At 61.6% G+C, this 26,435-nt stretch carries 26 protein-coding genes; 10 read left to right on the forward strand and 16 right to left on the reverse strand.

Going from position 1 to position 26,435, the window contains the following annotated elements; translation table 11 throughout:
• Positions 1 to 68 precede the first annotated feature (68 nt).
• Together RUW20_RS06905 and RUW20_RS06910 are read right to left on the reverse strand one after the other, a co-directional pair.
• Entirely contained in the window at positions 69 to 1,250 is a 1,182-nt protein-coding gene (locus RUW20_RS06905) for an acetyl-CoA C-acyltransferase family protein (protein WP_313951462.1), read from the reverse strand.
• Between the two features lie 24 nt (positions 1,251 to 1,274).
• Complete coding sequence (locus RUW20_RS06910) at positions 1,275 to 2,201, reverse strand: CobD/CbiB family protein (RefSeq protein WP_313951463.1); 927 nt, start codon at positions 2,199 to 2,201, stop codon at positions 1,275 to 1,277.
• A gap of 150 nt (positions 2,202 to 2,351) precedes the next feature.
• Between RUW20_RS06910 and RUW20_RS06915 the strand changes: the two genes are divergently transcribed.
• Entirely contained in the window at positions 2,352 to 2,819 is a 468-nt protein-coding gene (locus tag RUW20_RS06915; RefSeq protein WP_313951464.1) for a hypothetical protein, read from the forward strand.
• On the opposite strand, the gene RUW20_RS06920 is transcribed toward RUW20_RS06915, so the two are convergent.
• From RUW20_RS06920 to RUW20_RS06935, 4 genes are all read right to left on the reverse strand, one after another.
• Positions 2,816 to 3,460 carry a CoA pyrophosphatase gene (locus RUW20_RS06920; protein WP_409559323.1) on the reverse strand — a complete coding sequence of 215 codons (645 nt, stop codon included), beginning with the start codon at positions 3,458 to 3,460 and terminating at the stop codon, positions 2,816 to 2,818. The genes RUW20_RS06915 and RUW20_RS06920 overlap by 4 nt on opposite strands.
• Complete coding sequence (locus tag RUW20_RS06925) at positions 3,444 to 3,710, reverse strand: hypothetical protein (RefSeq protein WP_313951465.1); 267 nt, start codon at positions 3,708 to 3,710, stop codon at positions 3,444 to 3,446. The genes RUW20_RS06920 and RUW20_RS06925 overlap by 17 nt, the downstream gene beginning before the upstream one ends.
• Positions 3,711 to 3,721: 11 nt before the next feature.
• A complete protein-coding gene (locus RUW20_RS06930) occupies positions 3,722 to 4,342 on the reverse strand; it encodes a TIGR02281 family clan AA aspartic protease (protein WP_313951466.1) in 621 nt (206 codons plus the stop codon).
• A gap of 383 nt (positions 4,343 to 4,725) precedes the next feature.
• The gene (locus RUW20_RS06935; protein WP_313951467.1) at positions 4,726 to 5,169 is read right to left on the reverse strand and encodes a universal stress protein; all 444 of its coding nucleotides are present in this window, start codon (positions 5,167 to 5,169) and stop codon (positions 4,726 to 4,728) included.
• Between the two features lie 402 nt (positions 5,170 to 5,571).
• Here RUW20_RS06935 and RUW20_RS06940 point away from each other — a divergent pair, with 402 nt between their 5' ends.
• From RUW20_RS06940 to RUW20_RS06955, 4 genes are all read left to right on the forward strand, one after another.
• The gene (locus RUW20_RS06940; RefSeq protein WP_313951468.1) at positions 5,572 to 6,033 is read left to right on the forward strand and encodes a hemerythrin domain-containing protein; all 462 of its coding nucleotides are present in this window, start codon (positions 5,572 to 5,574) and stop codon (positions 6,031 to 6,033) included.
• Positions 6,030 to 6,266, forward strand: coding sequence for a DUF2249 domain-containing protein (locus RUW20_RS06945; RefSeq protein WP_313951469.1), 237 nt, complete (start codon positions 6,030 to 6,032; stop codon positions 6,264 to 6,266). Before RUW20_RS06940 ends, RUW20_RS06945 begins: the two co-directional genes overlap by 4 nt.
• Positions 6,266 to 7,576: a hypothetical protein gene (locus RUW20_RS06950; RefSeq protein WP_313951470.1), complete on the forward strand. Its 1,311-nt coding sequence runs from the start codon at positions 6,266 to 6,268 to the stop codon at positions 7,574 to 7,576. The genes RUW20_RS06945 and RUW20_RS06950 overlap by 1 nt, the downstream gene beginning before the upstream one ends.
• A gap of 138 nt (positions 7,577 to 7,714) precedes the next feature.
• The gene (locus tag RUW20_RS06955; RefSeq protein ID WP_313951471.1) at positions 7,715 to 8,107 is read left to right on the forward strand and encodes a SirB2 family protein; all 393 of its coding nucleotides are present in this window, start codon (positions 7,715 to 7,717) and stop codon (positions 8,105 to 8,107) included.
• Positions 8,108 to 8,136: 29 nt separating this feature from the next.
• Here RUW20_RS06955 and fnr read toward each other — a convergent pair whose 3' ends face one another.
• On the reverse strand, positions 8,137 to 8,880 hold the full coding sequence (fnr, locus tag RUW20_RS06960) for a fumarate/nitrate reduction transcriptional regulator Fnr (protein ID WP_313951472.1): 744 nt from the start codon (positions 8,878 to 8,880) through the stop codon (positions 8,137 to 8,139).
• A gap of 96 nt (positions 8,881 to 8,976) precedes the next feature.
• On the opposite strand from fnr, the gene hemN reads away from it, so the two are divergent.
• The 5 genes from hemN to selD all read left to right on the forward strand — a co-directional run bounded on the left by hemN (position 8,977) and on the right by selD (position 15,046).
• The gene (gene hemN / locus RUW20_RS06965; protein WP_313951473.1) at positions 8,977 to 10,374 is read left to right on the forward strand and encodes an oxygen-independent coproporphyrinogen III oxidase; all 1,398 of its coding nucleotides are present in this window, start codon (positions 8,977 to 8,979) and stop codon (positions 10,372 to 10,374) included.
• Positions 10,375 to 10,451: 77 nt separating this feature from the next.
• On the forward strand, positions 10,452 to 11,138 hold the full coding sequence (locus tag RUW20_RS06970; protein WP_313951474.1) for a sulfite exporter TauE/SafE family protein: 687 nt from the start codon (positions 10,452 to 10,454) through the stop codon (positions 11,136 to 11,138).
• 34 nt (positions 11,139 to 11,172) lie between these two features.
• Positions 11,173 to 13,602 (forward strand): heavy metal translocating P-type ATPase, encoded by a 2,430-nt coding sequence (locus RUW20_RS06975; protein WP_313951475.1) that lies wholly within the window; start codon positions 11,173 to 11,175, stop codon positions 13,600 to 13,602.
• A 54-nt stretch (positions 13,603 to 13,656) separates the two neighbouring features.
• Complete coding sequence (locus tag RUW20_RS06980) at positions 13,657 to 13,863, forward strand: heavy metal-associated domain-containing protein (protein WP_313951476.1); 207 nt, start codon at positions 13,657 to 13,659, stop codon at positions 13,861 to 13,863.
• A 70-nt stretch (positions 13,864 to 13,933) separates the two neighbouring features.
• Entirely contained in the window at positions 13,934 to 15,046 is a 1,113-nt protein-coding gene (selD, locus tag RUW20_RS06985; RefSeq protein WP_313951477.1) for a selenide, water dikinase SelD, read from the forward strand.
• A 45-nt stretch (positions 15,047 to 15,091) separates the two neighbouring features.
• Here the strand turns inward: selD and RUW20_RS06990 are convergent, their stop codons facing one another.
• The 9 genes from RUW20_RS06990 to lexA all read right to left on the reverse strand — a co-directional run bounded on the left by RUW20_RS06990 (position 15,092) and on the right by lexA (position 26,362).
• Entirely contained in the window at positions 15,092 to 16,354 is a 1,263-nt protein-coding gene (locus RUW20_RS06990) for a DUF1015 domain-containing protein (RefSeq protein ID WP_313951478.1), read from the reverse strand.
• 315 nt (positions 16,355 to 16,669) lie between these two features.
• The gene (gene glgA / locus RUW20_RS06995) at positions 16,670 to 18,112 is read right to left on the reverse strand and encodes a glycogen synthase GlgA (RefSeq protein ID WP_313951479.1); all 1,443 of its coding nucleotides are present in this window, start codon (positions 18,110 to 18,112) and stop codon (positions 16,670 to 16,672) included.
• A gap of 21 nt (positions 18,113 to 18,133) precedes the next feature.
• Positions 18,134 to 19,402 carry a glucose-1-phosphate adenylyltransferase gene (glgC, locus tag RUW20_RS07000; protein ID WP_313951480.1) on the reverse strand — a complete coding sequence of 423 codons (1,269 nt, stop codon included), beginning with the start codon at positions 19,400 to 19,402 and terminating at the stop codon, positions 18,134 to 18,136.
• A gap of 63 nt (positions 19,403 to 19,465) precedes the next feature.
• On the reverse strand, positions 19,466 to 21,103 hold the full coding sequence (locus RUW20_RS07005) for an alpha-D-glucose phosphate-specific phosphoglucomutase (protein WP_313951493.1): 1,638 nt from the start codon (positions 21,101 to 21,103) through the stop codon (positions 19,466 to 19,468).
• A 60-nt stretch (positions 21,104 to 21,163) separates the two neighbouring features.
• A complete protein-coding gene (gene pgi, locus RUW20_RS07010; RefSeq protein ID WP_313951481.1) occupies positions 21,164 to 22,798 on the reverse strand; it encodes a glucose-6-phosphate isomerase in 1,635 nt (544 codons plus the stop codon).
• A 319-nt stretch (positions 22,799 to 23,117) separates the two neighbouring features.
• A complete protein-coding gene (locus RUW20_RS07015) occupies positions 23,118 to 23,519 on the reverse strand; it encodes a hemerythrin family protein (RefSeq protein ID WP_313951483.1) in 402 nt (133 codons plus the stop codon).
• Positions 23,520 to 23,606: 87 nt separating this feature from the next.
• Positions 23,607 to 25,091: a DNA polymerase Y family protein gene (locus RUW20_RS07020; RefSeq protein WP_313951484.1), complete on the reverse strand. Its 1,485-nt coding sequence runs from the start codon at positions 25,089 to 25,091 to the stop codon at positions 23,607 to 23,609.
• Complete coding sequence (gene imuA, locus RUW20_RS07025) at positions 25,024 to 25,737, reverse strand: translesion DNA synthesis-associated protein ImuA (protein WP_313951485.1); 714 nt, start codon at positions 25,735 to 25,737, stop codon at positions 25,024 to 25,026. The genes RUW20_RS07020 and imuA overlap by 68 nt, the downstream gene beginning before the upstream one ends.
• A 13-nt stretch (positions 25,738 to 25,750) precedes the next feature.
• Positions 25,751 to 26,362, reverse strand: a complete 612-nt coding sequence (gene lexA / locus RUW20_RS07030; RefSeq protein WP_313951486.1) for a transcriptional repressor LexA — start codon at positions 26,360 to 26,362, stop codon at positions 25,751 to 25,753.
• Positions 26,363 to 26,435: the final 73 nt, after the last annotated feature.

Consider the following 26,435-nt stretch of genomic DNA (forward strand, 5'->3'; position numbering starts at 1 on the left):
GAGCAAAAAAAAGCCCGACCTGAATGGTCGGGCTTCTCTGCATTCTGAAACGCTACAGCAGACTGCAATCAGGCACGTTCAAAAATCACCGCAATACCCTGGCCACCACCAATGCACATGGTAACCAGCGCGTACTTGCCGCCGATGCGCTGCAGCTCGTAGATCGCCTTGGTGGCAATGAAAGCGCCGGAGCAGCCAACCGGGTGACCGAGGGCAATCGCGCCGCCGTTCGGGTTGGTCTTGACCGGATCGAGGCCGAGAGCCTTGTTGACCGCGATCGCCTGCGCAGCGAAGGCTTCATTGGATTCGACCACATCCATCTGGTCGAGCGTCAGGCCGGCTTTCTTCAGTGCCAGCTTGGTCGCCGGGATCGGGCCTTCACCCATGATCTCGTTCGGCACGCCAGCAACGGCGTAGGAAACCAGGCGAGCGATTGGCTTCTGACCGGCCGCCGCTGCGACATCGGCAGCGGCCAGCACCATGAAAGCGGCGCCGTCGTTGATGCCCGAGGCGTTACCGGCGGTAACCGTTCCGTCCTTGATGAAAGCCGGCTTCATCTTGCCCAGGGTTTCCATCGTCGTCGAGGACTTGACGTGCTCGTCGGTGTCGAAAATGACCTCGCCTTTGCGCGTCTTCATGACGATCGGCACGATCTGCGACTTGAAGCGGCCTTCGGCGATGGCAGCGGTGGCGCGGCGGTGCGATTCGACGGAAAGCGCATCCTGCTCTTCACGGCTAATGTCCCATTTCTTGGCCAGGTTCTCGGCAGTCACACCCATGTGACCGACACCAAAGGGATCGTTGAGCGTCGCGACCATCATGTCGATGGCCTTGGCGTCACCCATACGGGCGCCCGAGCGCATCGCCGGCAGCATGTAAGAGCCACGCGACATGACCTCGACACCCCCGCCGACACCATAGTCCGAGTCGCCGAGCCGGATGTTCTGAGCACTGGTCACAATCGCCTGCAGTCCCGAGGCGCACAGGCGATTGACCGCCATCGCCACCGAGTCCATCGGCAAGCCCGCCTGAATCGCGGCGACGCGAGCAACGTAGGCAAAGCGCGCATCGGTCGGGATGCAGTTACCGACGGTGACGTAGTTGATCTGCTGCGGATCGACACCTGAGCGGGCGATCGATTCTTTCATCACCGCGCCGGCCAGTTCATGCGGTTCCATGTTGGCGAGGGAACCACCGAAGGTGCCAATGGCCGAACGGGCTGCGCTTAGTACAACGACTTCTCTGCTCATGAAGAAACTCCTGTAATTAATCGATCAACCGCCTACCAGACTGGCAAGCCCCAACAAAAGCAACAACAACAACCACACTACGAGTGCTCGCCAAACCAGACCTACGGCACTCTCCATGAAGTCAACATCCGCTTCATCACCGCTACCGATCTCTGCCCGGTCGGCGATCTCGCCGGCTTCGAGTACCGGCCTGCCCAAGCGAACCCCAAGTGCCCCAGCGCCGCTGGCCAGCACGATCCCCAAAGCATCATCCGGCCACTTCTCGGCCTGGGTACGCCAGCAATAAAGAGCATCCTCAAAATTGCCAACGACCGAGAAACTGGCTGCCGTTACCCGCGCAGGCAGCCAGTCAATAATAGCAAAGCTTCGCCTTGCGAAGCTCCCGAAGTCACCATACTCCGGGTCGTCGCGTCGACCCCAGGCATCGGCAAAGAAAGCGCTGGCGCGATACAGGACCGCGCCACAAGGGCCTGGCAACAGAAGAAAACACAGCAGCACGCCGAATACGTGGCGATGCGACGCGCAAAGGGCCTCCTCGATGGCCAGTCGGGCAACATCGGAGGAGGAAAGACCCTCGGCCGGATGGCCGCGCCACTCGGCAAGCAGTGCACGCGCACGTACGACCTCGCCCATGCGAAGCGCCAGCCGAATGTCAGTATAATGGTGACTGAACTGTCGGAAACCCATCGTCAGGTAGAGAACGAACACGTTCCAGATCCAGGCGAGGAGCGGGTTGAGGTAGGCCAGCACCGCAGCGATGGCGCCGGTAACGAGCACCAGCCCGCCGACGCCAATCAGCCAGGCGATGATTCCATGCTGGCGCCCTCCCGCGTTTAGGCGGCTCTCGAGGAAGCTGGACAGTCGAGCTAGCGGCACATGGACAAATCGACGGTAAGGTAGCGGCCGTAGCTGCTCCAGCAGCAGAACGGCAAGCAGGGAAAAGAGGCTCATCCCGACGTCCTGCTTGAGGGGCGCGGTGGGTGTTTGATGGTTCGCACTCACTCATTGGTCAATCGGGCACCATACCATAGTTCACCGGGGCTTGCAGGACGTGCCCCTCTGTCGCGAGCTGGCTCTGGCGCTTGTAGGAAGCTTTTCAGAATGGAACTGTCGTCGGTATTCAGCAAGACTGCGAAGGGTTTCGAGGAGATCTCGACGCGAGCCCATCGTCTGCCCTCACGAGTGCGCGCAATGCTGATCATGATTGACGGCCAGCGCACGGGGAACCAGTTGCTGGCGCTCAGCACGTCGACTGTGGACGGGAAGAAGCATCTCGCAGCACTACTGGATGGTGGCTTCGTCCGGGTACAGTTGACGTCGACCAGCGCAAACGCTGACCGACCGGCGTTACCAGACGAGGATATCAGTCTCGCCAAGAGCTATGTGATCCGCAGTTTGCACGAGTTGCTGGGTGCTAACGCGCATGGACTGGCGGCAGAGATTGATAAAACGACCACGCCGGACGAACTGCGGCAGCATTTCGGCAAGCTGCAAGCCGCACTTGGCGCTGCTGCCGACCAGAAAAAAGCGGCACAATTCCTCGAAAAAGTGGCGCTGGTACTCGATTAACGAGAGGCGATCTCAAGAGCTCGGTAGAGGGACATGATGATCCCGGCCGTTGCGCCCCAGATGAAGTAATCACCGTAAGGCATTGCGTAATAGTGACGCAGCTTGCCACGGTAATGAAGCGAGTGCTGCTGGTGGTTGGCCGGATCCATCAGGAACGACAGGGGAACCTCGAACGCCTCGGCGACTTCGAATGCGTCGAGGCACAGGTCAAACGGTGGTGTCACCATGGCCACGACCGGTGTGACACGAAACCCGGTACTGGTACGGTATTCAGGCAGGTAGCCGACAATTTCCACGTTCGCTGGTGACAAGCCGATCTCCTCAGCCGTCTCGCGCAGGGCCGTATGGGCCGGCGACGAGTCCGCTGACTCGCAACGGCCTCCCGGAAAACTGATCTGCCCCGGGTGATCTTTCAAATGCGCCGTACGCTGGGTCAGCAGTACGGTTGGCTCACCCATGCGCTGCACGATCGGGAAGAGCACCGCCGCCGGCATCAGTTCCTCGTCCCCGACCCCGTCTTCGAGCACGAAGGAAGCAGGTGATGGCTCGGCCAGCAAAACCTGTCGCAGAAGATCGAGATCGACAGCGCTGCTGGCAGCGGCTGGCGGCGGACCCGACAGAGCTTCAGCTGCTGACGACACAGTCGCCTTCCTTCTCGATCTCTGCATGGACTGCGGCAAGGGCGTCGCGCAGTGTCTCGTCGGGCAGGGCATTGATCGTGGTGGCCACCAGATCTGCCGACTTCACCGCGCCGAGCGGCAGAAGACGGCTGTCCAGAGACGCAATCAGTGCGGCAGTCGCGCCGACCACCTGGAGCAGCGACTGCCGCTCACCCATCAGAATATCGAGCTCGCGGCTCAACATGCTCACTCTTTCGCTGTGCTGACGCATGATAACTACTCCTAGTAGCGCTTCCTGAGGGTCATTGTCTGACCATCACGCTGCATCTCCAAACGGTTCAAGAACGTCATCCCGAGCAAGGCGACCGGCATGTCCTGTTGGTGTACCAAGGCATCCACACCATGCACGACAATCTCGCCGACACGTACGGTATCGAGTTTGACGCGGGAGACCGCCGCTACACCATTGGCCGTGTTGACCATCCCCGGCTGCCCTTTGCTGGCATCAATGCCGACCCGGCGCGCATCGCTCGCGCCTAGCGAAACCATGGTGGCACCGGTGTCGACCAGAAAGCGAACAGTCGTTCCGTTGACGTTTCCGGTGGTCACGAAATGACCACTCCCGTCAGCGGTCAATACCGCCCGACCGCCGCCCGGCTCTGAAGCCTGCGAGACGACGTTCTGACCGACACGCAGCACACGTTTCTTTCCTTGCGTCTCGATGGTCGCCGTATCACCGCCGACCGATAGCACTCTGACGCCTTCGGTGGTTTCTGTGCCAACTACCACCGTTCGTGGTGCGCCGCCGTCGATGCTGAGCAAGGCCTTGCCTGGAAACACGCCCGCCAACCCGACGTCGACTGCGTCGACTGACGCGCAAACAAGCACCAAGCTCAGTGCCATAGCCTGCCGACACCGTGCGCAGCTACGCTGCCCGTCAACTCTCGCGAAACACCAACGGCTCATTCCGCCCCCTTCCCTTGCCTCCCGCATCTAGCCATGAGAAGTTCAATGGATCAAGGCATTCTGCCACGTTTCACCAGCGATGCCCGCTTCTCAGCGTAGCGCCGCCTGACGAAAGACGCTGCGCTCGACAAGCCAAGCCAATCAGGCGGGATGAGGATCCAGGGAGAAGGACCGGTACGCCTGTGTCAGACAGGCACACTGGCCGCAAGGCGCTTTCAGTAAGCCGCCGTCAGCCTACGTGGCCGATGCTCCCCCGGATGTCGCTGAAGCTGCAGGTATGGTGCAGGCAAATCCGCTGTGCCGCGCCGGGCGCGCGGCGATCAGCGAAAGACGAGAACGGGGATTTTCGAGTGAGTGAGGACCTTGTGGGTTTCACTACCCAGCAGCAGTGCGCTGATCCCGCGACGGCCGTGCGAAGCCATGAAGATCAGATCGCAGCCCGATTGAGTCGCACCATCAATGATCGCCTGATAGGGGATGTCACTGGTCAGGGACAGTTTATCCACCTTGACGCCAGCGTTCTGGCACAGTTCGACGACGAAGTCGAGAACCTGTTGGGCCTGCTGCTCGGCCAATTCGGCGAACTTCTCGGGTGTCGTCGGATCGATCAGGGCGCCTTCGCCGTAGTAGCTGACCGGGTACTCCGGTTTGGCGAAGAACGCCGTAATGCGTGCACCTGCCTCCTTGGCGAACGAGACCGCGCGGCGCGCCGTTTCCTTCGAAAGATCGGAACCGTCGACAGGAACAAGAATGTGCTTGAACATGGTGTCTCCTTCACATGATGCTAGGGACCAACTATAGATACGAAGCATCCCATTGATCTTGATTAAAATCAAACTACCGACGGGGCGGCGGGCAAGGCCGCTGACCACACGGCGTCACCGAGTCTCGCTTGAAGGCCAAAGCTGGAGCGACACCCTGGGACAGCCACGCCCGCTTACGCTTGAGAAATATCATTAAGTGGCGACAGGACTTCTTCGCCAAACCACCGCCCAAGGTCGGGCAATAGGCTCGGCTGCAGAAGCAGAGTGCCGTGACCGTCATTTTCTTGCTGGCAAACCGTGCGCTTCCCGCACGATCTATTCATGAGTTTCGTTTTGATGTCGATCAACGCTCAAGGTTTAGCGGCGACTGACAATGGCGACACTAATTCGGTGAGGTGATTCATGCACGCGATCACGGACTTCATGAGCGATGATCATCGGTCTTGCGACGACTTTCTGGCAGCAGTCGAGCAGGCCGTGGCAAACGGCGCCTGGGAACTGGCCCAGACCGGGTTTGCTCGCTTTCGCGACGCTCTGCTCAATCATTTCACCGCCGAAGAGTCCGTTCTCTTCCCCGCCTTTGAACAGCGAACCGGTATGTATCTTGGGCCCACGCAAGTCATGCGCGGAGAACATGCGCAGATGCGGCAGCTGCTCGCCGCCGCCGAATCGGCGCTGGCCGAGCATGATGGCCACGAGTACGTCGGCCACGCGGAAACGCTGTTGATCATGATGCAGCAGCACAACGTCAAGGAGGAAAACGTCCTCTATCCGATGTGCGACCAACAACTGGCCGACCAGGTCGAGACCTTGCTGCCGCAACTGCAGGGGCAACTCACCGGTAACGAGAAGGCCCCGGCATGACGCAGGACAAGGCCGATATCGTCCTGGATGCCCGCGGCCTTGAGCCACCGGAGCCGATGGTGCTCACCATGGAAGCACTCGATCGCCTCGGTCAGTCGGAGAAACTTCTCGTTCTCCTTCCTCGCGAGCCTTACCCGCTCTACCGGGCGCTTGAACTGAACGGCTTTTCCTGGCAGACCGAGTTCCAGTCGGACGGCACGGTGGAAGTGCTGATACGGCATCAAACACGGTAATGCAGGCCCTGTTATCGTTCGACCAGGCACCTCCGTTTGCCGCTCCGCTCCGCTTTTTCATCACCGCGCCACTATTTGCCATCCTCGGCGCCCTGCTCCTGCTGTGGACCGGTCCGGATTTGTTTGCCTCGCGCTGGACGGGTTCGGCGCTGGCGCTGACGCATCTGATCACCGTCGGATTCATGTTGCAGGTGATGCTCGGCGCAATGCTCCAGATTCTCCCGGTGGTGGCTGGAGCGAACATCTCGCGACCGCTGTTGATAGCCACACTGGTCCACCTGGCCATCGCCATCGGGGCGCTATTGCTGGCCGCGGGCTTTCTGAGCTATCAGCCCCTTGCTTTCAGGCTGGCCGCACTCGCTATCGGCAGCGGCGTAGCGCTCTTCATTGTCGCAGCCGGCCACGCCTTGTGGAGCGTTTCGTCGACCAATCCGACCATTCGCGGCCTGAAATTGGCGTTGATCGGATTGAGTGTGACGGTCTGCCTCGGCATGCTGCTGGCCATATCCCTGGACGGATCGCTCCAGCTGCCGCTAATGCAACTGACGTCGATTCACCTTGGCTGGGGCTTCTTCGGCTGGAGCGTCGTTCTGGTCGCAGCGGTCGCTTTCGTGGTCGTGCCGATGTTCCAGATGACCCCGGCCTACCCTGAATGGTTTGGGCGTTATTTCTCCTGGTCTGTGCTTACTCTTCTGTCCTTGTGGAGCATCGCTGACACCGCCGGCTGGCAATGGCCTGCCACCGTACTGGTCGGCGCGGCAGTGCTGACAGTTGCCATCTTCGCCGCGCTGACGCTGCGCCTGCAAAGCCGCAGCAAGCGCGCCCGCTTCGACGCGACCCAGCACTACTGGCGTCTGGCAATGTTGTGCACACTCACCGCCTGCGCCCTGTGGCTCGCCGCTCGCAGCGTGCCAGCGCTCGCCGAACGTCCCGAGTGGCCGTTGCTGTGCGGCGTCCTGGCTTTGTTTGGCGGCTTCATGTCGGTGATGATCGGCATGCTCTACAAGGTCGTCCCCTTTCTCGTCTGGTCACATCTGCAGAACCTCGCTCGCGGGCGAATGATGGCGCCGAACATGAACAAGGTGATCGCCGGACAGCAGGTCGACCGGCAGATGTACGCACATTTCGCGGCTCTGGTACTGCTACTGGCGGCGACAATTTGGCCCATCTTGTTCACCTATCCCGCCGGATTGGCGCTGCTGCTGGCCAACGCATGGCTACTGCGCAACCTGCTCGGCGCCCTCTCGTTCTACCGGCACCACCGGCTGAAGATCGCAGCGCTGGCTCCAGCTGTGGCAATGGAGCGGTGAGAACCAAGCCACGCTCGATTGATGCTTTCCCGTACGCGAGGTCGGCGTTACGCTGAATGCGCCAGAACAGCCGGACGGGAGCGGCGGGCGGATTTCATCGCCAGCTTTGCGTCAACGAGCCCTCAGACGAAGGTCACGATGATTTACCTGATGTTGAAATACCTGCACGTAGGCACTGTCGTTCTCAGCGGCGCCGGCTTCTTCCTGCGCGGTCTCTGGATGCTCAGGCGGTCCCCATGGCTGCAGCGACCCATGGTGAAGGTAGTACCGCACATCGTGGACACCCTCCTGCTGGCCAGTGCCATCGCCATGGCCGTGATCAGCGCCCAGTATCCGTTCGCTGTCGACTGGCTGACCGCGAAACTGATCGGTCTGCTGGTCTACATCGGTTGCGGGACGATGGCCCTGAAACGGGGGCGCAGCCAAAGGCAGCGAGCGCTCTTCTTTGTCGCCGCCCTGGCCGCATTTGCTTACATCGTATCGGTCGCGCTAACGCGCAGCCCGCTCGGCGTGGTGGCCTGGATCAGTTGAAGCAGCCGTCTCCGAAGCCGTGCGAACTGTCAGCTACGCTGGTGCGACATGAGCTTGCGCAGGCCCGCGGTATTGAGAATCCGGATTCTTCTTTGATGAACGGAAAGCAGGCCCTCGTCCTGAAAGCGCGAGAAAGCGCGACTGACCGTTTCCAGCTTCAGGCCGAGATAGCTACCGATCTCGTCACGCGACATCCGCAGGTTGAATTCGGCCGGCGAGTAACCGCGGGCCTTGAAGCGCTGCGAGAGATTCAGGAGAAAGGCCGCCAGACGTTCCTCGGCGCGCATGGTGCCGAGCAACATCATTACCCCGTGATCGCGAACGATTTCGCGACTCATCACCTGGTGGAAGTGATGCTGCAGGGTAGGGATTTGTCGGGACAGGCCTTCGAGGTGCGAGAAGGGAATGGCACAGACTTCGCTGTCTTCGAGGGCTATGGCGTTGCAGGAGTGTACTTCGTTGCTGATGCCGTCGAGGCCAAGCAACTCGCCCGTCATCTGGAAACCGGTGACCTGATCGCGACCATCTTCGATCAGCACGTCGGTCTTGAAAAAACCGCTGCGCACGGCGTAGATCGATTCGAAGCCCTGGCCGGCGCGATACAGGTAGTCACCGCGCTTGAGGCGTCTACGCGTCGAAACCAGTTCGTCCAGCTTCTTCAGTTCCTCCTGCTCCAGGCCGATCGGCAAACAGAGTTCGCGCAGATTGCAGTTCGAACAGGCGGTCTTCACGAGCTCAAACGCCAGTCTTGCCGTCGTCGCATTGGTAGACATGGGCGTCCTTTTCACTAAACTCTGCGTTTGATCCACGTCAACCCGATTACTTCAGCGCGGTCCGATAATGCACGCAACACACAATGTAATGGAAACATGAACTCTGTCGCCGGCAACTTCGTCTTTGATCCGCAGATCATTCGCCGCTTCGACATCAACGGGCCCCGCTACACGTCCTACCCGACAGCGGACCGCTTCGTTGAAGCCTTCGGCCCGGATGCGCACCAGCTGTGGCTCGGGAAGCGCAATATTGGTGCCGTCAGCCGGCAACTGTCATTGTACTTCCACATTCCCTTCTGCAACACCATCTGCTATTACTGTGCGTGCAACAAGATCATCACCAAGGATCATGGTCGTTCGGCCAAGTATCTGAAGTACCTGGCGCGCGAACTGGCTCTGCAGAGCAGCTATCTCGAGGGTGGTGATCAGGAAGTGGCGCAGTTGCACTGGGGCGGCGGTACGCCGACCTTCCTCTCGCACGAAGAAATGCGCCAGTTGATGGCAGCCACACGCAAGCACTTCAAGTTGATCGAGGGCGGCGAGTATTCGATCGAAGTCGATCCCCGGAAAGTCGATCGTGCGACCGTCGAACTACTCGGCGAACTGGGTTTCAACCGCATGAGTGTCGGTGTGCAGGATTTCGACCGCAGCGTGCAACAGGCTGTCAATCGCATCCAGAGCGAGGAAGAGACCTGCGCCGTGATCGATGCCGCACGCGGGTGCGGCTTCAAGTCGATCAGTATCGACCTGATCTACGGCTTGCCGAAACAGACAGTGATGGGCTTCAGCCACACGCTGGACCGCATCATTGCGGTCAGCCCGGATCGCGTCTCGATCTACAACTACGCGCACCTGCCCAGCCTCTTCAAGCCGCAGCGGCGGATCCAGGACGCCGATATGCCGAGCGCCGATGCGCGCCTGCAGATCCTTGCCCTGGCCATCCGCAAGATGACCGAAGCGGGCTACGTATACATCGGCATGGATCACTTTGCCAAACCCGACGACGAGTTGGCCGTAGCCCAGCGACAGGGTCGCCTGCACCGCAACTTCCAGGGTTATTCGACGCATTCCGACTGTGACCTGCTCGCTTTCGGCATCTCGTCGATCAGCAAGGTGGGACCGACCTACTGCCAGAACGTAAAAACGCTCGACGAATACTATGATCTGCTCGACAGCGGCACGCTACCCGTCTACCGCGGCATCGAGCTGAATGCCGACGACCTGCTGCGGCGGTCGATCATTCAATCGCTGATGTGTCACTTCGAGCTATCGATCGAGTCGATCGAAATTGCCCACCTGATTGAGTTCAGGAAATACTTCGCCACCGAGATCGACGACCTCCGGGAGATGGCAGATGCCGGTCTGGTGCGCGTCGACGACAAGTGGATCAGCGTTCTGCCGCGTGGGCGGATGCTGGTGCGGGCGATTTCCATGGTTTTCGACCGCTATCTGCGCGCCGACCGACAGCGTACCCGCTACTCGAAGGTGATCTGAAGCAAGTGCCCGGGCGACCGGCGACAGGCAAGGAGTAGAATCGTGACTCCTCCTGCCCGGCGTTCGCGCCTGCCCCGATGCCTGAATCGAGTTATCTCGCCCTGTTGCTGGTCGGTCTGCTGGGAGGGTCCCACTGCGTCGTCATGTGCGGCGGAATTGTCGGCGCTCTCTCGATGGGGAGTCCGGCGCGTGCCGGGCTGCACCTGGCTTACAACGCGGGACGCATCATCAGCTATGCGACGGCCGGTGCCATTGCCGGCGCGCTGGGGGAAGCGAGCCTCGCCTTGTCTGGACAGTTGCCGCTACGCAGCATCCTTTACCTGTTCGCCAACCTGATGCTCATTGCCCTCGGCCTCTATCTGATGGGACTTACCCGGGCGCTGGCGCTGCCCGAACGTCTGGGGCACAAGCTGTGGCGCCATCTGCAACCGCTGACCCGGAATTTTCTACCGGCGGTGACAGTGGCCCGGGCTTTTCCACTCGGCTTGCTGTGGGGCTGGTTACCCTGTGGCCTGGTCTACAGCGCGCTGGCGACTGCAACGACCAGTGGCTCAGCTGTGCACGGCGCCGGCCTGATGCTCGCCTTCGGTGCTGGCACCTTGCCCAATCTCCTGCTTGCCGGTTTGTTTGCCACCCGCCTGCAGGCCTATGCGCGCATTCCGGCTATCCGTCTGGGGTCCGGGCTGCTGATCCTTGGCTTTGGCGTCTGGGGACTGATCGGGCTGGCCCGCCTGGTTTTTTACCCCTGGGCAAGCGCCAGTTGATAACACGCATCTGCCCACCGCCATTTCCGCGACGATGACTGAACAGAGCACGATCTCCCAGCGTCTCGATTTGCCTGTTACCGGCATGACTTGCGCCGCCTGTGCGATGCGTATCGAGAAAGTCCTGAACCGTTTGCCGGGAGTCGTTGCCACTGTCAACCTGGCCAGCGAACGCGCGCGAGTCGACCTTTTGTCGACCGCAAGCACGCCGCAACAGGTCATTCAGGCAATCGAGAAAGCCGGCTTCAGCGTGCCCCCACGTGCTCTCGAACTGGCCATCGACGGGATGACTTGCGCGGCCTGTTCGACGCGCCTGGAAAAACTCCTCAACCGACTCCCGGGCGTAGAAGCGGTGGTCAACCTGGCCACCGAGCGGGCACGTGTGCGCTATGTGCCGGGCGTCGCCGATCCAGCCCTGCTGATCGCGGCCGTGGCACGCGCGGGTTTCGTCGGGCGCTTGGCCGATGATCACTCGCGCGCGGAAGAAAAGGCGAGAAAAGTAGCCACCGAACAAGCCGAATTGCGCCGTTTCTGGATCGCCGCTGTACTCACTCTGCCGCTCGCCGCTCAGATGCTGACCATGTTCGATGGCAGCGCGCAACACCACCAGGATCTCTTGCCGCGCTGGCTGCAACTCGGACTGGCAACACCGGTGCAATTCTGGATCGGCTGGCGCTTCTACGATGGCGCGTGGAAGGCTCTACGCGGTGGCGGGGCAAACATGGACGTCCTGGTCGCCCTCGGCACGACTATGGCCTACGGGTTTAGCCTGGTCGTCACGGTGTCGGGTGCCGCCGACCTGCACGTCTATTTCGAGGCGTCGGCGGCAGTGATCACCCTGGTCCTGCTTGGCAAGTTGCTCGAGGCACGTGCCAAGGCCCGGACCACCGATGCCATTGAGGCCCTCGTTCGCCTGCAGCCCAAAACCGCGCGCGTCGAGCGCGATGGCCAGCTGATAGAACTCGACGCCGCCCTGCTCATCCCGGGCGATGTCTTCATTGTCCGCCCTGGCGAAAACCTGCCGGTCGATGGCGAGGTCATCGACGGCGCGTCGAGCGTCAATGAAGCCATGCTCACCGGTGAGAGCATGCCGGTTGCCAAGCAAGCGGGAGAGCGCGTGTTCGCAGCGACGGCTAACGGTGACGGTATGTTGCGCTGCCGCGCAACGGGCGTCGGTGAGCACACCCTGCTCGCCGGGATCATCCGTATGGTCGCCGAAGCGCAGGGCTCCAAAGCGCCCGTGCAGCGACTCGCCGACCGCATCTCGGCGATCTTCGTGCCCATAGTCTGCGCTGTCGCCTTATGTACCTTGCTCGGCTGGTGGGCCTTTAACGGCGACTTCAGCACGGCGCTGGTCAACGCGGTGGCGGTGCTGGTGATTGCCTGCCCATGCGCACTCGGGCTGGCGACACCAACGGCGATCATGGTCGCGACCGGACAGGGCGCGTCTGCCGGTATCCTGGTCAAGAACGCCGAAGCACTGGAACAGGCCGAGAAGATCCGCATCCTGGCGGTCGACAAGACCGGCACGCTGACGCGTGGCGAAGCGGTGGTCACCGACCTGATTCCCTTGGCCGCGTCGGCTGATGAAGCACTGGCACTGGCCGCCGGCCTGGAGCAGGGATCCGAGCATCCGCTGGCCAAGGCGATCCTCAACCATTCACAGGCCAAGGGTCTCGCGCTGCCGACCGTTGAGCAGTTCCGTGCGATACCCGGTCGGGGAGTGGAGGGTCTAATCGGCGGACGTTCGCTGCGCCTCGCTGCGCCCGGCGGCTTCGCCGACATTGTCCTGCCAAGCGAATCGATCGCCGCCCTGCAGCGCGCTGGCAAGACCGTGGTGGTCCTGGCTGAATGCAGCCGCCCCGGCAGCAACACCAGCGCTGGCGAAACGGACGTCGCATTGGCGCTGTTGGCCATCGCTGATCCGCTGCGCATGACCTCGCGGGCCGCCATCAGCCGGCTGAAGGCAATGGGCATTCGCGTGGTGATGCTGACCGGCGACCATGCCGCAACGGCCGCAGCGATCGCCGCCGCGGCAGGAATCGACGATTTTCGTGCCGGCATACTCCCCGGCGACAAAGCCGCAGCAGTCAACGAGCTGAAGACCGGCGACGCAGTCGTGGCCATGGTTGGCGATGGCATCAACGACGCCCCGGCGCTGGCGGCGGCCGATGTCAGCTTCGCCATTGGTGCCGGATCGGACGCCGCCATCGAAGCTGCAGACGTCACACTGGTGCGTGGCGATCTGAACGGGATCGCTGACGCCATCCTGCTTTCGCGTGCGACGCTGCGGAAAATCAGGCAGAATCTGTTCTCCGCGTTCATCTACAACGTGCTCGGCATACCGCTGGCGGCGTTTGGCATGCTCAATCCGGTCATTGCTGGCGCGGCGATGGCCATGAGTTCGGTCTCGGTGGTGTCCAACTCGCTGCTCCTCAAGCGCTGGCGCGCTGGTAACCGCTGATGTCTGGTACAGCGCTCGGCAAGTCCGCAGCTGAAACAAGCAATGGGAATACAGATGGAAAGAATTGTGATCGGTGTGACCGGAATGCGTTGCCAGGCTTGCGTCAAGAGTGTCAGCGCCGTACTCGAGGCACTGCCCGGGGTTGAGCAGGTCGAGGTGGCCCTGGAGGCGGGAGAGGCCAGCATCACCTACGACCCGAGCCTGGCCACCGGCGCCGACTTCCGCGGCGCAATCGAAGACGCGGGCTTCGACACCCACTGAAGTGCTTTGCCGGTAACGCTTGGCCACATCGCCGCCGTCGTGCCCCGACCCTACTGTCTACCTGAATGTCATGCCCAGAAAAACGCCAAAAGTTGTCGAGCTTGCTGCTCCCGAAGTCACATCCACCGAGTCGGTCAGACTAACGCAGTTCTCGCACGGCGGCGGCTGCGGATGCAAGATCGCACCAAGTGTGCTCGAACAGATCCTTGCCAAGACCGCGCCAGCCTTCGTCCCGAAGCAACTGCTGGTCGGCATCGAGACCAGTGACGACGCAGCCGTCTATCAGCTGAACGCCGAACAGGCCCTGGTGGCGACCACCGATTTCTTCATGCCGATCGTCGACGATCCTTTCGATTTCGGCTGCATCGCGGCGACCAATGCCCTCTCCGATGTCTATGCCATGGGTGGCGTGCCCTTACTGGCACTGGCGGTGGTCGGCATGCCGGTGAGCAAGCTGCCGCTCGAGACCATCAAGCGGATTCTTGAGGGCGGCGAGTCGATCTGTGCGAAAGCGCGTATTCCGATTGCCGGCGGACACACCATCGACTCCGTCGAACCGATCTACGGTCTCGTCGCCATCGGTCTCGTCCATCCCGATAACCTCAAACGCAACTCCGGCGCCAGACCGGGCGACAAATTGATTCTTGGCAAGGGGCTGGGGGTTGGCTTTTACAGCGCGGCGCTGAAAAAAGGCATGCTGTCGGCGAGCAGCTACGCGTCGATGATCGCGTCGACCACGCAGCTCAACACGCCGGGGCGGGCACTTGCCTGCCTTGCTGGCGTGCATGCGATGACTGACGTCACAGGCTTTGGTCTGCTCGGTCATCTGGTCGAGATCTGCAAAGCGTCCAGGGTCTCGGCGGTGATCGATTACGCGGCACTGCCGGTGTTACCCCACGCCCTCGACTACGCGAAAGATGGCTGCATTACCGGTGCGTCCGAGCGCAACTGGGCGAGTTACGCAGCGTACGCAACGCTTCACAAGAAACAGTTCGGTGACCTCGAGCGCGCGCTGCTGACCGATCCCCAGACCAGTGGCGGCTTGTTGATCGCCTGCGCACCGGAAGTAGTCACCGAAGTCCTGTCGATCTTCCTGCAGGAGGGCTTCGATCACGCAACGGTAATCGGCGAGGTGTCGGCCGGAAAGCCGCAGATTTCCGTCGTTAGGAGCAAACCCGACTGACGAAATCAGCCCGATGGACGGGTTTTCGTTCGCTCGGCAGCGCGCTCAATCGAGGATGTACGACACCAGCCCGTCCGCGAGCTTGGGTTCAAACCACGTCGACTTCGGCGGCATCACCAGCCCGGCATCGGCGACTGCCATCAAATCTGCCATATGGGTCGCATACATCGAGAAAGCAACGGCCATTTCGCCACTATTCACCCGCCGTTCGAGCTCGCCAAGGCCGCGCATGCCACCGACAAAATCGATGCGCGTATCGCGGCGGAGATCGGTGATCCCCAGCAGTGGATCGAGAATCTGCTCGGCGAGTACGGAGACATCGAGGCGGCGCACCGGGTCGGTCGGCGAGACCCTTCCCGGCAGCGCCTCGAGCCGATACCACCGCCCACCAAGATACATGCCGCAGACGCCAGCCCGCTCAGGCGTTACCGGGCTGACCGAGAGAGTGATCGTGTAGCGCTCGCCCACCGCCGCCAGAAACCCTTCCTCCGTCAGTCCGTTCAGGTCCCGCACCACACGGTTGTAATCCATGATCAGCATCTGCGCTGCGGGAAAGATCACCGCCAGGAAGAACTCGGCGCTGCCCCCTGCGTCCGCTACGTCCGCTACGTTCGCCTTCCCACGCCGGGCTGCCGCGACCCGTGAGGCTGCCGCCGAGCGATGGTGACCGTCAGCGATGTAGAGCGAAGGCATGCCTTCAAACAGCTCGCCGATGCGCTCGATGGTCTGGCCATCATCGATCATCCAGAGCGTATGTCGGATGCCATTGTCGGCCGTCACGTCGGCGACCGGCAGGGTCTCGGTGGCTTGCGCGAGTAGGCGCTCGACTGCCGGGTTGTCCGCGTGGGCCAACAAGACCGGGCCGGTCTGCGCATTCAAGGCTTCGATCTGGCGTACCCGGTCGTCTTCCTTGTCGGGCCGGGTGAATTCGTGCTTGCGGATCCGGTTGCTGTCGTAGGCGGCGACAGAGGCGACAGCCACCAGCCCGGTCTGGACGTGCTCGCCCATGACCATTCGATAGGCGTAATAGCAGCGGCGCCCATCTCGGCACAAGACGCCAGTGTCGATCATGCGCTGGAAGTTCTCGGCTGATCGGGCATAAACCTCGGGCGCATGGTGATCGACATTTGGCGGCAGGTCGATCTCCGCCTTGGAGACATGCAGGAATGATAGCGGTTTGCCGATCGCTGCCTTCCGCGCCTCTCCGCTGGAGAGTACGTCATAGGGCGGCGCCGCAACGGCGGCGGCATCCGTGGCGCGCGGGCGAAGGCCGGCGAAAGGGCGAATCAGACAAGAACCAAGGGACAAGGGGCATTCTCCTGTGGAAGTTTGTTTCTGCAAGCGACAGTCGCCGAAGCCCATGCGCACCAATGGCGTGTCGCGAGCTGGCACGCCAAACCACGCAACAGTGGGTCCGATGGTCACAGTGGATCAGTGGTCGTGAAAGTGGCCTGTGCTTCCCAAGATTATAGCTCGCTTGCCCTCGCCGGCCGCGGATCGGACCCCACTTGGCGCCATCCCGCCCTGCTCTCGCCGAGACCTGGCCGGCAGGACTGCTGGACTGCGGGACTCTGCGCATCGTCGGAACAACAAGGCTCCGGCCCGCGCTATCTGCACATACGCTCAGATGCTTCGGTAAAGTGCCTCATAGCGCACTGCGGAGTCGTCCCAGGAGAAATTCTGCGCCATGCCATACAGCTGGAGTTGACGCCATGCGGCGGCGTCGCGGTAAAGTGCACAGGCCTTGCCGATACGCGCGGCGAGCTTGCGGCTACTGGCATCGTCGAAAGTGAAGCCATTGGCGACACCCGCTTTGAGGCTTTCCGGGGTGGCATCCACCACCGTATCTGCCAAGCCGCCAACCTGTCGCACGAGTGGCAGGGTGCCGTAGCGCAGCGCATAGAGCTGTGTCAGACCGCAGGGTTCAAAACGCGACGGAACAAGCAGGATGTCGGCGGCGGCCATGATGCGATGCGACAAGGCTTCATCGTAACCAAGATGGACCGAGACGGCGTCGGGATGAGCGCCGGCCGCCGCGCGGAACGCGGCTTCGATATCGGCCTCGCCACTGCCGATGACGACCAGTTGAGCGCCCTCCGCCAGCAGCGCGGGCAAGGCACCGAGAACCAGATCCATCCCTTTCTGCGCGGTCAGTCTGCTGACAATCGCGATCAGTGGTGTCTTGGCGCGGCAAGCAAAACCGAGAGCTGCCTGCAGTTTGAGCTTGCAGACCGTCTTGCCACGGAGGTGTGTAGCGCTGAAGTGCTTGGGTAGCGCGGCATTCGTGCTCGGATCCCAGACTGAATAATCGACGCCATTGAGAATGCCTGACAGGTCGCTGCCCCGGCCTCGCAGCACGCCATCCAGCCCCCAACCGAACTCCAGCGTACAAATTTCCCGCGCGTAAGTCGGGCTAACGGCGTTCACGCGCTTGGCATGCACCAGCGCCGCCTTCATAAACGACAAATGCCCGTGAAATTCGATCCCGCTCTGGTTCGCACCGGAGATCTGCAGACCAAGATCAGCGTGATGGTCAAGCGGAAACAGACCACGGAAAGAGAGATTGTGAATGGTGAACACCGTCGCCGTCGTCAGCGCCGGATTCTGTGCAATGTAGGCAGGCGCCAGGCCGGCGTGCCAATCATGTGCGTGAACTACCTCCGGTTGCCAGTGTCGATCCAGTTCCCCAGCCGCCAGATGGGCGGCGACCCAGCCAAGGAGAGCAAAGCGCCGATGGTTATCACTCCAGTCGCAACCGTCCGGGCCAAGATAAGGATTCCCGTCGCGCCGGTAAAGAAAGGGCGCATCGATGACGTAGGCCAGCAAGCCGCTTTCCGGCAGGCGCCCCAGTCGCAGCGTAATCACCGCTGCGCCGAAGGCCGGACCAAAGCGAATTACCCGCTTGAGGTCGATCACGCCATTGAGAATCGCCGGCATCCCCGGCAACAGTACGCGCACGTCGAGCCCCCGCGCGGCAAGCGCTGCTGGCAACGCTGCCACGACGTCGGCGAGGCCACCGGTTTTGACCAGTGGATAGATTTCGGCGGCGACGTGCAGGATGCGCACGGATCTAGTTTCTTCGAGGCCTCAGGTGAGCTGCTCGAGCATCTTGCGGGTGATCAGCGTAATCCCGTTATCGCTATAACGGAAGCGGCGTGCATCGTCATCCGGGTCTTCGCCGACGACCATGCCCGGTGGTATCTCACAATCGCTGTCCACAACGCAGCGGCTGAGGCGGGCTCGCGAGCCAATGGTCGTGTTGGGCAACAGGACCGACAGGTTTACCCGGGCATAAGAATGGACGCGACAACTGGAGAACAGCAGCGAGCGGTTAACCTCGCCCGATACGATACAGCCACCAGACACGGTAGACTCGACGGCCGTGCCGCGCCGGTCCAGATGATTATGGACGAACTTGGCGGGTGGAAGCTGCTGTTGATGGGTCCACACCGGCCAGTTGGTATCGTAGAGATTCAAAGCCGGCACCGTGGCGGTCAGATCGATGTTCGCATCCCAGTAGGCATCGATCGTCCCGGCGTCTCGCCAGTAGTGCTCGCGGACCGGTTCATCGGGCGCCGTCACGCAGCTGCGCGAGAACGAGTGCGCTACTGCACAGCGGTTCGCCACCGCATGAGGAATGATGTCCTTGCCGAAGTCATGGTTGGAATTCTCGTCGGCAATGTCGCGTGCCAGCTGGGCATACAGGTACTTGGCGTTGAAAATGTAGACACCCATGCTGCACAAGGCCATGTCCGGGTTGCCCGGCATCCCTGGTGGGTCGGCAGGCTTCTCGATGAAGTCAGTAATCAAGCCATTTTCATCGACTGCCACGATGCCAAAACCACTGGCTTCCTTGCGTGGGACCTCGATACAGGCAACGGTGCATTCGGCGCCGCTCTCGACGTGGTCGACCAGCATTACCCCGTAGTTCATCTTGTAGACGTGGTCGCCGGCCAGAATCACCACGTATTCCGGTGCCGGCGTGTAAGTCTCGAGGATGTCGATGTTCTGGTAAACCGCGTCGGCAGTACCTCGATACCAGGATTCCTCGTCTATCCGCTGCTGCGCGGGAAGTAGATCAACGAATTCGTTGACTTCACCATGCAGGAAACTCCAACCGCGCTGCAGGTGGCGCAGCAGGCTGTGTGATTTGTACTGGGTCACTACGCCGATGCGCCGAACCTGCGAATTGACGCAGTTCGACAAGGCGAAATCGATGATCCGGAACTTGCCGCCGAAGTGAACCGCCGGCTTGGCGCGACGATCCGTCAGTTCGTGTAGTCTGCTGCCGCGCCCGCCAGCAAGCACCAAGGCAATCGCCTTGCGCGACAATTGGAATGTCTTCCGGTCAACCATTTCTTATCCCCTTTTCAAGCTCAATTCACTGCACCTGACGGCGCCAGCAGGCGTCGCCGCCTTCTAGCTGATCACATCGGGGCCTTTCCTCCCGGTGTTCGCCGCAATCTGCGCCACCGTCTCGGCAAGGCCGACGAGCGGCGCGAGTGCTTCCTGCGTGGGCACTTCGTGCTGGCCGGGATCAGCGACATAGCGTTCGAGATAGACGCGCAGCGTGGCGCCTTCCGTGCCCGTACCCGATAGGCGGAAGACCACCCGCGAGCCATCCTCAAGCAGGATACGAACGCCCTGACGCTCCGAACGCGAACCGTCTACCGGGTCGGTGTAAGCAAAGTCATCGGCCGCGGCGATGCGCAGGCCATTGCACACGGAGCCCGCCAGTTGCGGCAGGCGGGTACGCAAGTCGTTCATCAGGCGATCCCCGGCTGCCGTGTCGATGCCCTCGTAGTCGTGACGAGAGTAGACGTTGCGGCCGAAATGCCGCCAGTGCTCGCGAACGATCACATCGGCCGGCATCTCCCGCACGGCCAGGATATTGAGCCAGTAGAGGACCGCCCACAGGCCATCCTTCTCACGCACGTGGCTGGAGCCGGTGCCGGCGCTTTCCTCGCCGCAGATGGTCGCCTTGCCGGCATCGAGCAGCGAACCGAAGTACTTCCAGCCGGTTGGCGTTTCGTAGCAGGGGATAGCCAGCTCTTTGGCGACACGATCGACGGCACAACTGGTCGGCATCGATCGCGCCACGCCGGCCAGTCCGCTGGCGTAACCGGGAACCAGCGCGTAGTTGGCGGCGATCACCGCCAGGCTGTCGCTCGGGCTGACGACGAAATCGCGGCCAACGATCATGTTGCGATCGCCGTCGCCGTCCGAAGCCGCGCCGAATGACAGACCGGAGCGGCTATCGGCCAGTGCTGCGACCAGTTCGGCAGCATAGACCGGGTTCGGATCGGGGTGACCACCGCCAAAGTCCGGCAGCGGCGTTCCGTTGACCACCGTGCCCACTGGTGCGCCAAGACGGCCTTCGAGAATCGCGTGCGCATAGGGACCGTTGACCGCATGCATGGCGTCAAAACGCATGCGAAAATCCGGACGCGCCAGCAAAGCAGCAATGCGATCGAAGTCAAACAACGACTCCAGGAGTTCGGCGTAATCAGCCACCGGATCAAAGACGCTGACGATCATCTCACCAATACGAAGCTCGCCCATCCGGCTCAGATCGATGTCCGGAGCCTCGACGGTGCGGTAGGCGCTAATCTCCTGCGTGCGCTGATAGACGGCGTCGGTAAAGCCCTCGTTGGCCGGGCCACCGTTGCCCAGGTTGTACTTGATACCGAAGTCGCCATCGGGACCACCCGGGTTGTGGCTCGCTGACAGGATGATGCCGCCGAAAGCCTGCCATTTGCGGATGACGGCGCTGGCTGCCGGGGTCGACAGAATGCCGTCCCGGCCAACCAGCACGCGGCCAAAACCGGCGGCCGCCGCCATACGCAGGATGGTCTGGATGGCGACATCGTTGTAGTAGCGACCGTCACCGCCAAGGACCAGCGTTTTTCCCTCCTGGCCGGACAGGGTGTCGAAAATTGCCTGGACGAAATTCTCCAGATAGCGCGCTTGGCGAAAAACGGCAACCTTCTTCCGCAGCCCGGATGTCCCCGGCTTCTGGCCGGCAAAAGGGGTGCTGGAAACACTGACTACCTTCATGTTCATTTCATGCCTCGTTGCAAATTGAACGCCCGGGCCCGATGGCGGAGCGAAACAGATTCATGCCAGATGTTGCCTGGTGTATGCCAGCAGTCCGCGCGTCGAAGCATCGAGCTTTTCCGCCAGCAGAGGATCGGCGATGGCAGGCAGGATGCTGCTCGCCACCGCCTTGCCCAACTCGACGCCCCATTGGTCGAATGAGTTGAGCCCCCAGATGATTCCCTGCACAAAGACCTTGTGCTCGTACAGCGCAATCAGGGCACCTAGCGTTTGCGGGTCAAGACACGACAGCATCAGGGTGGACGACGGCTGATTGCCGACAAACACCTTGTGTGGCAGCAGTTGCTCGAGCGCCGCGGGCGACATGCTGCGGCTGAGTTCACTGCGCGCTTCGTCCGCCGTCTTGCCGAACGCCAGTGCCGCGCTCTGCGCGAAGCAGTTGGCGAGCAGCGCCTCCTGATGTCCGGGTAGCGGAAAGTCCGAACGGGCGGCGGCGATGAAATCGCAAGGTACCAGTCGCCCACCCTGATGGAGTAGCTGAAAGAAAGCGTGCTGACCATTGTTGCCGAGTTCGCCCCAAACGATGGGGTTCGTTGCATGATCGAGCGGCTGGCCATCGATACCCACGGATTTCCCGTTGCTCTCCATTTCAAGCTGCTGCAGGAAGGACGGGAGATACTTGAGCGACTCGTTATAGGGCAGGACCGCGTTCGTCGTTGCGCCCAGGAAATTGGTATTCCAGATGCCGATCAGGGCCATCACCACCGGCAGATTGCGCTCGAAGGGCGTGTTGCGAAAGTGCTCGTCCATGCGCTCGGCGCCAGCGAGGAGATCGGCAAAAGCCTGCGGACCAATGGCGATCATCAGCGCCAGACCGACCGCCGACCACAGCGAAAAACGCCCGCCAACCCAGTCCCAGAGCGGAAACACCGCATCCTCTCGGATACCGAAGCCGACCGCGCGCTCGGGCTTGGCGGTCAGCGCGGCGAAATGCTGGGCGACCGCAGCCGCATCGCCCAGGTTGGCCACCAGCCAGTCACGAGCAGTCTGTGCATTGAGCATCGTTTCCTGCGTGGTGAAGGTCTTGCTGGCCACGAGGAACAGTGTCGTGCGCGGATCGAGAGTTTGCAGCAGCGGCGCCAGCTGGGCACTATCGAGGTTGGAGACGTAATGCACGTCAAGCGTCGGATGCGAGAGTGAGCGTAGAGCGTAACCAAGCATCTTCGGTCCGAGGTCAGAGCCGCCGATACCGATGTTGACCACATTGCGAATCGGCAGGCCGGTGAAGCCAAGCGCCTGCCCTGAGCGAATGCGGTCGGCGAAGGCAGCCATGCGCTGGCGCGTGGGCAGAACCTCCGACATGACATCGAAATCGGCACTGGGAAAAGGTGCGCTCGATCGCCGCAAGGCCACGTGCAGCACCGAGCGATCTTCGCTGACGTTGATTTTCTCGCCCCCGAACATGCGAGCCGTCGACTCGGCCAGCCCGGCTTCCCGAGTCAACCCGAGCAGCAGGTCAAGCGTCGTCGAATCCATGCGTTGTTTGGAGAAGTCGAAGAAGATTCCTTCGAAGCTTAGCGAGAGCGCGGCAACACGATCGGGATCGCTGGCAAACAGTTGTCTGAGATGCACTGGCGAGAGTGATTGCCGGTGCGTTTCGATAGCCTTCCAGGCGGCTGAGGCGGTGATGGTCATGGTCGATATGGGCTCATTGATGAGTGGTCAGGCCGTCGGCAAACAGGCCACAAAGTGGGTTTGCGACGAAATATGACAAGGTATGCTGTTCCGGTTATCAGCTTGCCAGAATGCTCGGAAGAACGCAAAAAAGAATGGACAGTAGCAGGGTTTCCAGAGCTATTTCTGAGCCATTTCCAGAGCTGTTTACGCACCACATGCTGGTCTATATAGGTAAGCCAGGCGACCGGCGTGCGCGGGGAACGATGGCTACCTGTTCAGACAGGTAGCCAGCCAAGAGCAGAAAGTTCACGGCAGACGATGCGCTGCTGGAAGCAGTTCAGCCGGTACGGGCTCGCAGGCTGGCGGCGAAGGGCTTGTCTTCCTCGGCAATATGGCGTTCGAACCAGTATTCGGTATAGCGCAGGAAGGAATGTACATTCCGCGTACCGTCAACCACTTCAGCGAAGGCCTTTCGTAGCGTATGCAGGTTCTCCTGGTGAACCCTGGCGTGATCGACGAAGTCGACGTCCAACTGCAACGCCAAGCGTTCTTCGCTGGCGAAGTGCCACTGCAGATAATCGAGCAAGCTAGCAAATTCGTCGAGGGATGCGGGTCCGCTGCCGTACGATATTGCCTTCAGCGCCTCGATCCGGCGAAAGATCTCTTCGTGCTGGACATCAATCTCCGGAATATCGATCAGCAATGCCTCCGGTAACAAGCCGGTGAGGTTGCTCTCCATGACAAGGCTCCGCAGGTAGTCGCTCGATTCTGGTAATACAAGCAGTATAAAAGGGGAATCGCAAAGTACCAGTTAAATCGGGCGCATTCAGGCAAAAACACCATGCAGGAACCATCCCGCCTGGCAACGAAAAATCCATAACCACTCAGAGCGTAGCGAAATGGCGACGAAGTAGTCGCGACGGACATCACCGAGCGCACCTGGCTCGGCGGCATCCCACCAGCCACTTTCGATGCGCTCGGGTCCGGCAAGCAGTCGCAAAGAACCGCCACACTGCGGCCGACCGTCAAGCTCGCACAGGGCCTGCGGCCTGGCTAAAAGCCACACAGGACGTGGAGCGGGTTCGCCATCCGACATGGCTGAGGCGGCGAGCAGGCTGGCCGATGATTTTTCTGCGGCCAGCGGCCTGGGGGGGACTCGCCGCGAGGCTTTCTCGGGACGGTGCTCGGCCACTGCCGCGAGCGCATGCACCTTGCCGTCGCCAAGGCGTGCCTGCAAACGTTCGACCAGCATCGCCATCGAATCGCCGGTAGCGCCCTCGCCGCGTTCGCTGAACAGGCTGGCCGGTCGCCCGGGCAGCGATTCCGCCGCCTTGGTTCGCAAGCTGATCAGTTCGACAGCGGCGGGCAGTTGAAGGCGCTGCAGTTGCTCGATGAAGACTCGGGCGATCCGTTCGGCGTCACGCGTGGCGCCGGTAAAGCAGAGGGCCAGAACAGTTGCCGGTCGCTGTTGGGCGCCGCGCTCGTGTTCAAACTCGAAGCAGCATTCACTGATGCCACCACCACGGGCGGTGAGCCAACCACACAAGCTGGCAATCAGGCGACGCCCGGCAAATCCGAGAGCCATCGCATTCTCTACCCGCGTCGGCAATTCGAGCCGCTCGACAAAGTGCTCCGGAAAAACAAAACGTGGCCGGGGATCTGGCAAGCTGCCGAGCGCACGCGCCAGATCGGCGGCAAAACCGGCGCCGAGTCGAAGAGCCAGGCCGGCGCGCGGCAGGCGAAGCACGTCAGACAGCAAACGCGCGCCAAAACTGCTGAGCCGCGCGTGGTTCTGTGGTGAAAAATCGAGAGCTGTCAGCGACAAGCTACCCAAGCGGCGGGGTAGTTCATCGGCGTCCAGGCAAGCTTCATCGTCGCCGGCCAACGCCAGCCATTGCGCGGCGAGTGGCGTTGGCGCCATGGCCGCTTGTGGTGCAAAACCCTGCTCGCTACAAGCAGCCACGACGCGCTCGAAAATCGCCGCAGCACCGCCGAAAAGACGCAGCGAGCCGGCCACCTCCAGTAGCAGCATATGGGGTGAAACCAGGCAGATTTCCGAAGTGAAACGCCCTGCCCAACAGGCAAGCCGGGTCAAGGCCGCCTGCTCGCGCTCGCTATCGCGTTCCTGCACGGCCAGGGCGGGAAGCAAGGCCCACGCCTCGGCCAGCCGCAGTCCGGGCATCACGCCAGCCGACGTCGCCGCATGGTCAGCGACCACGACACGTTCACGGCTGACAATGGCGCTAGGCGATAGCAGGCTGGGAAAGACTTCGAGCGGCAGACGCGGCAGGTAGAGGACAAGCCAGAGCATCACTCAGGCGTACCGGGCGTTGAATGACAATGGGCAAGGGCGCTGACCGTGCGCCACCTCGGCGTTTAAGGAGACGAACAATGAGTCGCTCACCCTCCCCTTCGAGCGCCAGGCGCAGCGGTGCCGGCGAAGACTGGCTGGCGCAGGCAGCCGGACGAAAAACGAATAGCAGCGTACGACTGCTCTCGGCAGCAAGCTGTAGGCGACGAAGCGACGTTGTCTGCACTTCGGGCAGCCAGGCGACGACGGCGCCAACGCCATCGGCAGCGAGTGCGCGTTCACAAGCCCAGGTGGCATCACGGCCGGGAGCGCTGGCAACCAGCAGCCGCGACAGATCAAGACCGCTCTCATGAAACGCCGGGGCATGCAATGGGTGCGGTGGTGCAACACAAACGATCCAGGCGAGTTCATCGCTCGAAAGCCGCGCCAGGGCCGGCAGTAGCAGGCTCAATTCGCCAATGCCGCGGCACAGCGGCAAGATTTCGGTCAGGCCGCCACGCGGCCAGCCGCCGCCGGGCAGCTCGCGGTCAAGCTCGGCAAAGCCCGTCGGCACGCCAGGCAGCGGTGCTCTGGCCAGCGTATCGCCGCGCCAGACATCGGGACGGTCAAGGACTTGCGTGAGCGTCAGGGAGGAAGAAATGGTCAAGGCCAAACCGCACTCACATCGTCTCGCTGCCGCGGATCACTCCGACAGCAATGCCTTCGATGGCCAATGTCTGCGCTTCTGAATCAACGACGATCGGCTCGAAATCGGGGTTCTCGGCAATCAACTGGACAATACCGCCCTGCTGACGGAAACGCTTGACCGTCACTTCGTCATCGAGCCTGGCAACGACAATCTGGCCATTGCGCGCTTCATTGCTGCTGTGCACGGCGAGCAGGTCGCCCTCCATAATGCCGGCGTTGATCATCGACAAACCCCGCACGCGCAACAGAAAATCGGCACGTGGGCTGAACAGGCTGGCATCGACCGTATAGCGGCGCTGCACGTTTTCCACCGCCAGAATCGGGCTACCGGCAGCCACGCTACCGATCAGCGGCAGACCCAGTTGTTCGACCAGACGGATGCCGCGTGCCGAGCCTGGTTCGAGCACGATGATGCCTTTTTTGGCGAGCGCCTTGAGGTGCTCCTCCGCGGCATTGTGCGAAGCAAATCCGAAGGCATTGGCAATTTCGGCCCGGGTCGGTGGTGCGCCAAGGATTTCCAGCGTGTTACGGATGAAGTCGAGTATTTCCTGTTGTCGCGGGGTAAGCGGGGCAACTCTGGTCATGATCGTGAGCTCCTGTCGTCGATACTGTAGTTTTATACAGTTTTCGAAGAAAAGGCAAGCAGCACGACCGCAG

Origin of the sequence: Accumulibacter sp. (genome assembly GCF_032229525.1) — a bacterium.
In the GTDB taxonomy this organism is placed as follows: domain Bacteria; phylum Pseudomonadota; class Gammaproteobacteria; order Burkholderiales; family Rhodocyclaceae; genus Accumulibacter.

Excerpts from the sequence above, each read along its gene's own strand:
- RUW20_RS06915 (WP_313951464.1), top strand. The coding sequence starts at position 2,352 with ATGGAACTGTCGTCGGTATTCAGCAAGACTGCGAAGGGTTTCGAGGAG.
- lexA (WP_313951486.1), bottom strand. The coding sequence starts at position 26,362 with ATGACCAGAGTTGCCCCGCTTACCCCGCGACAACAGGAAATACTCGAC.
- RUW20_RS07015 (WP_313951483.1), bottom strand. The coding sequence starts at position 23,519 with ATGGAGAGCAACCTCACCGGCTTGTTACCGGAGGCATTGCTGATCGAT.
- RUW20_RS06970 (WP_313951474.1), top strand. The coding sequence starts at position 10,452 with ATGCCTGAATCGAGTTATCTCGCCCTGTTGCTGGTCGGTCTGCTGGGA.
- RUW20_RS06910 (WP_313951463.1), bottom strand. The coding sequence starts at position 2,201 with ATGAGCCTCTTTTCCCTGCTTGCCGTTCTGCTGCTGGAGCAGCTACGG.
- RUW20_RS06930 (WP_313951466.1), bottom strand. The coding sequence starts at position 4,342 with ATGGCACTGAGCTTGGTGCTTGTTTGCGCGTCAGTCGACGCAGTCGAC.
- RUW20_RS06945 (WP_313951469.1), top strand. The coding sequence starts at position 6,030 with ATGACGCAGGACAAGGCCGATATCGTCCTGGATGCCCGCGGCCTTGAG.
- hemN (WP_313951473.1), top strand. The coding sequence starts at position 8,977 with ATGAACTCTGTCGCCGGCAACTTCGTCTTTGATCCGCAGATCATTCGC.
- pgi (WP_313951481.1), bottom strand. The coding sequence starts at position 22,798 with ATGACCATCACCGCCTCAGCCGCCTGGAAGGCTATCGAAACGCACCGG.
- RUW20_RS06935 (WP_313951467.1), bottom strand. The coding sequence starts at position 5,169 with ATGTTCAAGCACATTCTTGTTCCTGTCGACGGTTCCGATCTTTCGAAG.
- glgC (WP_313951480.1), bottom strand. The coding sequence starts at position 19,402 with ATGGTTGACCGGAAGACATTCCAATTGTCGCGCAAGGCGATTGCCTTG.
- RUW20_RS06975 (WP_313951475.1), top strand. The coding sequence starts at position 11,173 with ATGACTGAACAGAGCACGATCTCCCAGCGTCTCGATTTGCCTGTTACC.
- RUW20_RS07020 (WP_313951484.1), bottom strand. The coding sequence starts at position 25,091 with ATGCTCTGGCTTGTCCTCTACCTGCCGCGTCTGCCGCTCGAAGTCTTT.
- RUW20_RS06955 (WP_313951471.1), top strand. The coding sequence starts at position 7,715 with ATGATTTACCTGATGTTGAAATACCTGCACGTAGGCACTGTCGTTCTC.
- RUW20_RS07005 (WP_313951493.1), bottom strand. The coding sequence starts at position 21,103 with ATGAAGGTAGTCAGTGTTTCCAGCACCCCTTTTGCCGGCCAGAAGCCG.
- RUW20_RS06950 (WP_313951470.1), top strand. The coding sequence starts at position 6,266 with ATGCAGGCCCTGTTATCGTTCGACCAGGCACCTCCGTTTGCCGCTCCG.
- fnr (WP_313951472.1), bottom strand. The coding sequence starts at position 8,880 with ATGTCTACCAATGCGACGACGGCAAGACTGGCGTTTGAGCTCGTGAAG.
- RUW20_RS06940 (WP_313951468.1), top strand. The coding sequence starts at position 5,572 with ATGCACGCGATCACGGACTTCATGAGCGATGATCATCGGTCTTGCGAC.
- RUW20_RS06980 (WP_313951476.1), top strand. The coding sequence starts at position 13,657 with ATGGAAAGAATTGTGATCGGTGTGACCGGAATGCGTTGCCAGGCTTGC.
- RUW20_RS06925 (WP_313951465.1), bottom strand. The coding sequence starts at position 3,710 with ATGCGTCAGCACAGCGAAAGAGTGAGCATGTTGAGCCGCGAGCTCGAT.
- selD (WP_313951477.1), top strand. The coding sequence starts at position 13,934 with ATGCCCAGAAAAACGCCAAAAGTTGTCGAGCTTGCTGCTCCCGAAGTC.
- RUW20_RS06905 (WP_313951462.1), bottom strand. The coding sequence starts at position 1,250 with ATGAGCAGAGAAGTCGTTGTACTAAGCGCAGCCCGTTCGGCCATTGGC.